Annotated in this window: 6 protein-coding genes; 5 read left to right on the forward strand and 1 reads right to left on the reverse strand. The window is 71.6% G+C overall.

Annotated elements, in window-relative coordinates; genetic code table 11:
• From kdpA to D7V93_RS33580, 5 genes are all read left to right on the forward strand, one after another.
• Nucleotides 1-901 (forward strand): potassium-transporting ATPase subunit KdpA (gene kdpA / locus D7V93_RS33560; RefSeq protein ID WP_120647257.1); only part of this gene is annotated, 901 nt, incomplete at its 5' end.
• 2 nt (nucleotides 902-903) lie between these two features.
• Nucleotides 904-2964 (forward strand): potassium-transporting ATPase subunit KdpB, encoded by a 2061-nt coding sequence (kdpB, locus tag D7V93_RS33565; protein WP_120647258.1) that lies wholly within the window; start codon nucleotides 904-906, stop codon nucleotides 2962-2964.
• Between the two features lie 22 nt (nucleotides 2965-2986).
• Nucleotides 2987-3601, forward strand: a complete 615-nt coding sequence (kdpC, locus tag D7V93_RS33570; protein ID WP_120647259.1) for a potassium-transporting ATPase subunit KdpC — start codon at nucleotides 2987-2989, stop codon at nucleotides 3599-3601.
• A 13-nt stretch (nucleotides 3602-3614) separates the two neighbouring features.
• The gene (locus tag D7V93_RS33575) at nucleotides 3615-4787 is read left to right on the forward strand and encodes a sensor protein KdpD (protein WP_120647260.1); all 1173 of its coding nucleotides are present in this window, start codon (nucleotides 3615-3617) and stop codon (nucleotides 4785-4787) included.
• Nucleotides 4784-6619 (forward strand): sensor histidine kinase, encoded by a 1836-nt coding sequence (locus tag D7V93_RS33580; protein ID WP_120647261.1) that lies wholly within the window; start codon nucleotides 4784-4786, stop codon nucleotides 6617-6619. Before D7V93_RS33575 ends, D7V93_RS33580 begins: the two co-directional genes overlap by 4 nt.
• Nucleotides 6620-6634: 15 nt before the next feature.
• Here the strand turns inward: D7V93_RS33580 and D7V93_RS33585 are convergent, their stop codons facing one another.
• Nucleotides 6635-7096 (reverse strand): hemerythrin domain-containing protein, encoded by a 462-nt coding sequence (locus D7V93_RS33585; RefSeq protein ID WP_120647262.1) that lies wholly within the window; start codon nucleotides 7094-7096, stop codon nucleotides 6635-6637.
• Between the last annotated feature and the right edge of the window lie 126 nt (nucleotides 7097-7222).

A 7222-nucleotide genomic window follows, 5' to 3' on the forward strand; every position in this document is an offset into this window, starting at 1 on the left:
CCTCACGCACACCTACGGGAAGATGACCGGCGACACGAAGCAGGGCTGGGTCCTCTTCGCCGCCATGTCCGTCCTCTTCCTCGGGGGCGTCGCCGCCAGCTACGCCGCCGAGTCCCAGCCCAACCCCGCCCTCGCTTCCGCCCAGGTCGTCCAGGACGGAAACCTGGAGGGCAAGGAGGCGAGATTCGGCGTCGCGGCCTCCGCGCTGTTCGCCACCGTCACCACCGACGCGTCGTGCGGCGCGGTCAATGCCATGCACGACAGCTTCACCGCGCTGGGCGGGCTGGTGCCGCTCGTCAACATGCAGCTCGGCGAGGTCATCTTCGGGGGCGTGGGGGCTGGCCTGTACGGCATCCTCGTGATGGCCGTGCTCGCGGTGTTCATCGCCGGCCTGATGGTGGGCCGCACCCCGGAGTTCCTCGGCAAGAAGATCGAAGCGCGCGAGATGAAGCTCGCGATGCTGTACGTGCTCGTCTTCCCGCTGGCCATCCTGGGCCTGTCCGCGGTGGGCGTCGTGCTCCCGCAGGGCACGTCGTCCCTCAACAACGCCGGGCCGCATGGCCTGTCGGAGATCCTGTATGCGTTCACCAGCGGCGTCGCCAACAACGGCAGCGCCTTCGCTGGCCTCAACGCCAACACCCCGTTCTGGAACGTCAGCCTGGGCATGTCGATGCTCGCGGGCCGCTTCCTGATGATGGTGCCGGTGCTGGCGCTGGCGGGCTCGCTCGTGGGCAAGAAGGTCGTGGCCCCCGGGCCCGGCACCTTCCCCACCGAAGGCGTCCTCTTCACCGGCCTGCTCGTGAGCGTCGTCCTCATCGTCGGCGCGCTGACGTTCTTCCCCGCGCTGTCACTCGGTCCCATCGTCGAGCACTTCCTCGGCGCGGCCGGAAAGGTGTACTGACCATGGCCCCCGCTTCCAGGCAGGCGTCGCTGCTGGACCCGACGCTGCTCAAGCCCGCCGTGTGGGAGAGCTTCAAGAAGCTCCACCCGCGCGACGTGGCCCGCAATCCGGTGATGTTCGTGGTCTGGGCCGGCAGCCTCCTCACCACCGTGTTCGTCTTCAAGGACGCGGTGGCCCCTCGGCACGACAGCGCACCGTTCTGGTTCACCGTGTCGGTGATGCTGTGGCTGTGGTTCACCGTCCTCTTCGCCAACTTCGCCGAAGCCGTGGCGGAAGGCCGCGGCAAGGCCCAGGCGAGCGCCCTGCGCCGGATGCGTCAGGACACCCAGGCCCGCCGGCTGAAGGACGACGGAAGCGAGGAGCGCGTGGGCGCGCCTGCCCTGCGCAAGGGTGACTGCGTGGTGTGCGAGGCGGGCGACGTCATCCCCGGCGACGGCGACGTGGTGGAGGGCATCGCCAGCGTGGACGAGTCCGCCGTCACCGGCGAGTCCGCCCCCGTCATCCGCGAGTCCGGTGGCGACCGCTCCGCCGTGACGGGCGGCACCAAGGTGCTGTCCGACCGCATCGTCATCCGCATCAGCGTGGACCCGGGCGAGTCGTTCCTCGACCGGATGATTGGACTGGTGGAGGGCGCGGCCCGGCAGAAGACGCCGAATGAAATCGCCCTGCACATCCTGCTGGTGGGGCTCACGCTGGTGTTCCTGCTGGCGTGCGTGACGCTGGTGCCGCTGGCGCTCTACTCCGGCGTGCCGCTGTCCGGGACGGCGGTGGTGGCGCTGCTCGTGTGCCTCATCCCCACGACCATCGGCGGGCTGCTGAGCGCCATTGGCATCGCGGGCATGGACCGGCTCCTGCGCAAGAACGTGCTCGCGCTCAGTGGCCGCGCGGTGGAGGCGGCGGGGGACGTGGACACGCTGCTGCTCGACAAGACGGGCACCATCACCCTGGGCAACCGCATGGCCACGGAGCTGCTCCCGATGCCGGGCGTGCGCGTGGAGGAGCTGGCGGAGGCCGCGCAGCTCGCGAGCCTCGCGGATGAAACGCCCGAGGGCCGCTCCGTCGTCACCCTGGTGAAGGACACCTACAAGCTGCGCCCCCGGGAGCTGCGCGCGCACCATGCCACCTTCGTGCCCTTCACCGCGCAGACGCGCATGAGCGGCTGTGACCTGGTGGATCCGCACCCGCGCAGCATCCGCAAGGGCGCGGTGGACGCCCTCGTGCGCCACGTGAAGGAGCAGGGCGGCACCGTGCCGGAGGAGCTGGCCCAGGCGTCGGGCCGCATCGGTGACGCGGGCGGCACGCCGCTGGCCGTGGCCGACGGCGCGCGGGTGCTGGGCATCATCCATCTGAAGGACGTGGTGAAGGGCGGCATCAAGGAGCGCTTCGACCGCTTCCGCGCCATGGGCATCCGCACCGTGATGATCACGGGCGACAACCCGCGCACCGCCGCGGCCATCGCCCGCGAGGCCGGCGTGGACGACTTCCTCGCGGAGGCGACCCCGGAGGCGAAGCTGGCGCTCATCCGCGCCGAGCAGGGCAAGGGCAAGCTCGTGGCCATGACGGGCGATGGCACCAACGACGCGCCCGCGCTGGCCCAGGCGGACGTGGGCGTGGCGATGAACACCGGCACCCAGGCCGCCAAGGAGGCCGGCAACATGGTGGACCTGGACTCCAACCCCACCAAGCTCCTGGAGGTGGTGGAGGTGGGCAAGCAGCTCCTGATGACGCGCGGCACGTTGACGACGTTCTCCATCGCGAACGACGTGGCCAAGTACTTCGCCATCCTGCCGGCGCTGTTCATGGGCGTCTTCCCACAGATTGCCCCGCTCAACGTGATGGGGCTGACGTCACCGTTCAGCGCCATCCTGTCCGCCGTCATCTTCAACGCGCTCATCATCGTGGCGCTCATCCCGCTGGCGCTGAAGGGCGTGCGCTACCGCCCGCTGGGCGCGGCGGCGCTCCTGCGCCGCAGCCTGCTCCTGTACGGGGTGGGCGGCGTCATCGTCCCGTTCGTGGGCATCAAGGTCATCGACGTGCTGCTCACCACCGTGGGCCTGGCCTGAACTGAAAGGAATTGGCAATCCCATGCTCTCCACACTCCTCATCGCCCTGCGCGCCAGCGTCGTCACGCTGGTCCTCACGGGCGTGATGTACCCGCTGGTCGTCACCGGCGTGGCGCAGGTGCTGTTCCCCCACGAAGCCAACGGGTCGCTCGCGAAGGACGACCAGGGCCGCGAGGTGGGCAGCACGCTCATCGGCCAGGGCTTCACGCGGCCCGGCTACTTCCAGCCGCGTCCCTCCGCCGCCGGCGCGGGCTACGACGCGGCGGCGTCCAGCGGCAGCAACATGGGGCCCACCTCCCAGAAGCTCCGGGACCGCGCGGTGGCGGAGGCGGACCGGCTGCGCCGCGAGAACCCCGAGGCCCCCGGCCCCGTGCCGGGCGAGCTGGTGACGGCGTCCGCGTCCGGATTGGATCCGCACGTGTCGCCGGAGTCCGCGCTGTGGCAGGTTCCCCGCGTGGCGCGGGCGCGCGGGGTGGATCCGGCCCGCTTGCACGCGCTGGTGGCGTCACAGGTGGAAGGCAGGACGTTTGGCGTGCTGGGCGAACCCCGGGTGAACGTGCTCACGTTGAACCTCGCGATGGACCGACAGTTCGGCGGACCCGTTCCCCCCTCCGCGGCGGAAGCCGCGGGCCCTTGAGGAAACCCCTGTCATGACGACGCGGCGCCCTCGCGCGGAAGACTTCCTGGAGCTGGTGGAGCGCGGACGGCGGGGCCGGCTGAAGCTCTACATCGGCTTCGCGGCGGGCGTGGGCAAGACGTTCCGCATGCTGGAGGAGGCGCATGCGCTCAAGCTGCGCGGCGTGGACGTGGTGCTGGGCTTCATCGAGACGCATGGCCGGCCGGAGACGGAGGCGCTGGTGGCGGGGCTGGAGCTCGTGCCCCGCCAGCGCAGCACCTACCGCGACGTCACGGTGGAGGAGATGGACCTGGACGCCGTCCTCGCGCGCAGGCCGCAGGTGGCCATCGTGGACGAGCTGGCCCACACCAACCTGCCCGTGTGCCGCCACCGCAAGCGCTACCAGGACGTGCAGGAGCTGCTGGCCGCGGGCATCAACGTCATTGGCGCCTTCAACGTGCAGCACCTGGAGAGCCTCAACGACCTGGTGGAGCGCAACACCGGCGTCACTGTCCGGGAGACGCTGCCCGACAGCTTCCTCAAGAACGCCGACCAGGTGGTGAACCTGGACCTCGCGGTGGAGGACCTGCACGAGCGGCTCAAGGCGGGGAAGATCTACGCGCCCGACAAGGTGCCGCACGCCCTGGAGCGCTTCTTCACCAGCGACAACCTCTCCACCCTGCGCGAATTGGCGCTGCGCGAGGTGGCGGAGAGCCTGGACCGCGCCACCACCGGCAAGCAGGCCCGCGCGGGCGAGGACCCATCCCAGAAGGGAGCCGGAGGCGCCTGGGGCCGCGTGCTGGTGGCCCTGTCCAGCCAGCCACCCCGCGCGGCGACGCTGCTGCGCCGGGGCTCGCGCATGGCGGGCCGCCTCAACACGGACTGGTTCGTGGTGTACGTGGAGACGCCCGGCGAAGCGCCACACCTCATCGACGCGGAGGCCCAGCGTCACCTGCTGACGAACATCGAGATGGCGAAGGAGCTGGGCGCGGAGGTGGTGCGCCTGCGCGCGAAGGACCCGGTGGCGGCGCTGCTGGACTTCGGCCGCTCGCATGGCGTGGGCCACATCATCATCGGACGCTCGAACCAGGCGAAGTGGCGTCAGCGACTGGGCCTCACCGCGGACGCGCGCCTGCTGCGCGAGGGGGACGGCTTCGACATCCACGTCGTGTCCTTCGAGGCCCCGCACGAGGAGAAGCGCCCATGACGCTGCGCTCCCGCCTGCTGCTGGCCCAGGCGCCGCTGGTGCTGGCGCTCCTGCTGCTGGGCACACTGGCCGTCGTCACCCTGGCGCGCGTGGGCCGCTCCGGGCAGCAGGTGCTGGAGGACAACTACCGCAGCGTGCTCGCCACCCAGCGCATCACCGAACACCTGGAGCGCATGGACAGCGCGGCCCTCTTCATCGTCGCGGGCGAGCGCGAGCGGGGAGCCGCCCAGCAGGCCGTGCAGCGCCCCAAGCTGGAGTCGGAGCTCGCCACCCAGCAGGGCAACATCACCGAGCCCGGCGAGGCGGAGGCGACGCAGCGGCTGCGCGCCGCGTGGAAGCGCTACCAGTCCGCGTTCGACGCGTTCCTCCAGGAGCGCGACCCGGAGGCGTCCCGCGCGCGCTACTTCGAATCCCTCTCACCGGCCTTCCAGGAAGCGAAGGCGTCCGCGTCCGCCATCCTCGCGCTCAACCAGGACGCGATGGTGCGCAAGAGCGACCGGCTGCGCCAGCAGAGCGGGCAGGTGAACACGCTGATGGTGCTGGCGGTGGCGGCGGCGCTGGGCTTCGGACTGCTCTTCACCACGTCGCTGGTGCAGCGGGCGCTGCGGCCGGTGTCGGTCCTGTCTCAGGCGGTGCGCCGGCTGGGGCAGGGCGACGTCGAGGCGCGCGCGGTGGTGGAGGGACGGGATGAGATCGCGCAGCTCGCCCGGGACTTCAACACCATGGCGGAGCGGCTGGGGCAGTACCGCCGCAGCAGCCTGGGCGAGCTGCTCCAGGCGCAGGCGGTGTCCCAGGCGGCCATCGACAGCCTGCCGGATCCCGTGCTGGTGCTGGGCGCGGACGGCGGGCTGCTCAACGTGAACGCCGCGGCGGAGGCGGTGCTGCGGCTCAAGCTGGAAGAGGGCGGGGACGCGCTGGGCCGCGTGGAGCCGGAGGTGCGCGCGGTGCTGGAGCGCGTGCGCGCGCACGTCGTGGGCGGCCGTGGTGCCTACCAGCCCCGGGGCTACGAGGAGGCGGTGCGCGTGGAGTCTTCCCCGGAGGGCGGCCGGTGGCTCCTGCCGCGCGGCAGCCCGGTGCACGGCGAGACAGGGGAGGTGGTGGGCGCCACGCTCATCCTCCAGGACGTGACGCGGCTGCGGCGCTTCGACGAGTTGAAGAACGACCTGGTGGCCACGGTGGCGCACGAGTTCCGCACGCCGCTGACGTCCCTGCGAATGGCCATCCACCTGGTGGCCGAGGGCGTCGTGGGCCCGGTGACGGAGAAGCAGGCGGACCTGCTCTTCGCGGCGCGCGAGGACTGCGAGCGATTGCAGGGCATCGTGGACGACCTGCTGGACCTGTCGCGCATCCAGTCCGGCCAGCTCCAACTGGACCTGCGCGAGGTGCGCACGGAGGATCTGCTGGAGCACGCGTTGGACGCCCAGCGCACGGTGGCCGAGGACCGGGGCGTGCGCCTGTCCCATTCCCTGTCGCCGGACGTGGAGACGGTGCACGTGGATCCGGACCGGCTGCAATTGGTGCTGGGCAACCTCGTGGGCAACGGCGTGAAGCACACGCCCCGGGACGGCGAGGTGGCGGTGCGCGTGCTGCGCGACGGCGCCCTCGTGCGCTTCGAGGTGCGCGACACCGGCGAGGGCATCCCCGTCCAGGAGCAGGCGCGCATCTTCGAGAAGTTCTACCGCGCGCCGGGCGCGCCCGCGGGCGGCGCGGGCCTGGGGCTGTCCATCGCGCGCGACATCGTCCAGGCGCACGGCGGCGAGCTGGGCGTGGTGAGCGCCCCCGGTCAGGGCAGCACCTTCTGGTTCACGCTGCCACGGCCCGACGCGGACTGACGGACGGCCACCGCCTCACGGCGGCGCGGCCACCGCAAGCTGGCGCAGCGCTTCCCGGCGCGCATCGGAGGCGGAGCGGGCCAGCTCCGTGCTGGACAGGCCGAACGCCCCCTCCTCCACCTTCCGGAGCCGGGGATACACATCCCGCTCCTCCTCCGCCAGGTGGTGCGCCACCACCGCTTCCAGCTGCCGCACCGTGGTCTCCCTGCGGCGCTCGTCCCAGCGGGCGTGCAGCAGCTCGGAGAGCAGCTGGGTCATCTCACCGTGCTCCTCCACCGAGAAGTCGATGCGCGAGCCGTGGACGACGCTCCGGGCGACCGGATACACCCACCGCTCCTCGATGGTGCTGTGCAGCGTGAGCGCCTCGGCCAGCCGCACGCACAGCTCCGGCCGCTCATCGTCCGGTGCGGCGCGGTAGGCCTCGAAGAGGGCCTCGACGTCCCGGTGCTGCTGGATGAGCACGTCGATGATGTCCATGCGCCCCCCTGCCAGGGCCCCCGGAGTGGCGGCCCTTCCGCAGGGTCTTCACGCGCGCGTGCGGGTGCAATCCCCGCCCGGGGGGCCGCGCCCCTGAGCGCCCCGTCCTCCAGGGCCGGGCGGGCG

The organism is Corallococcus llansteffanensis (assembly GCF_003612055.1).
In the GTDB taxonomy this organism is placed as follows: Bacteria; Myxococcota; Myxococcia; order Myxococcales; family Myxococcaceae; genus Corallococcus; species Corallococcus llansteffanensis.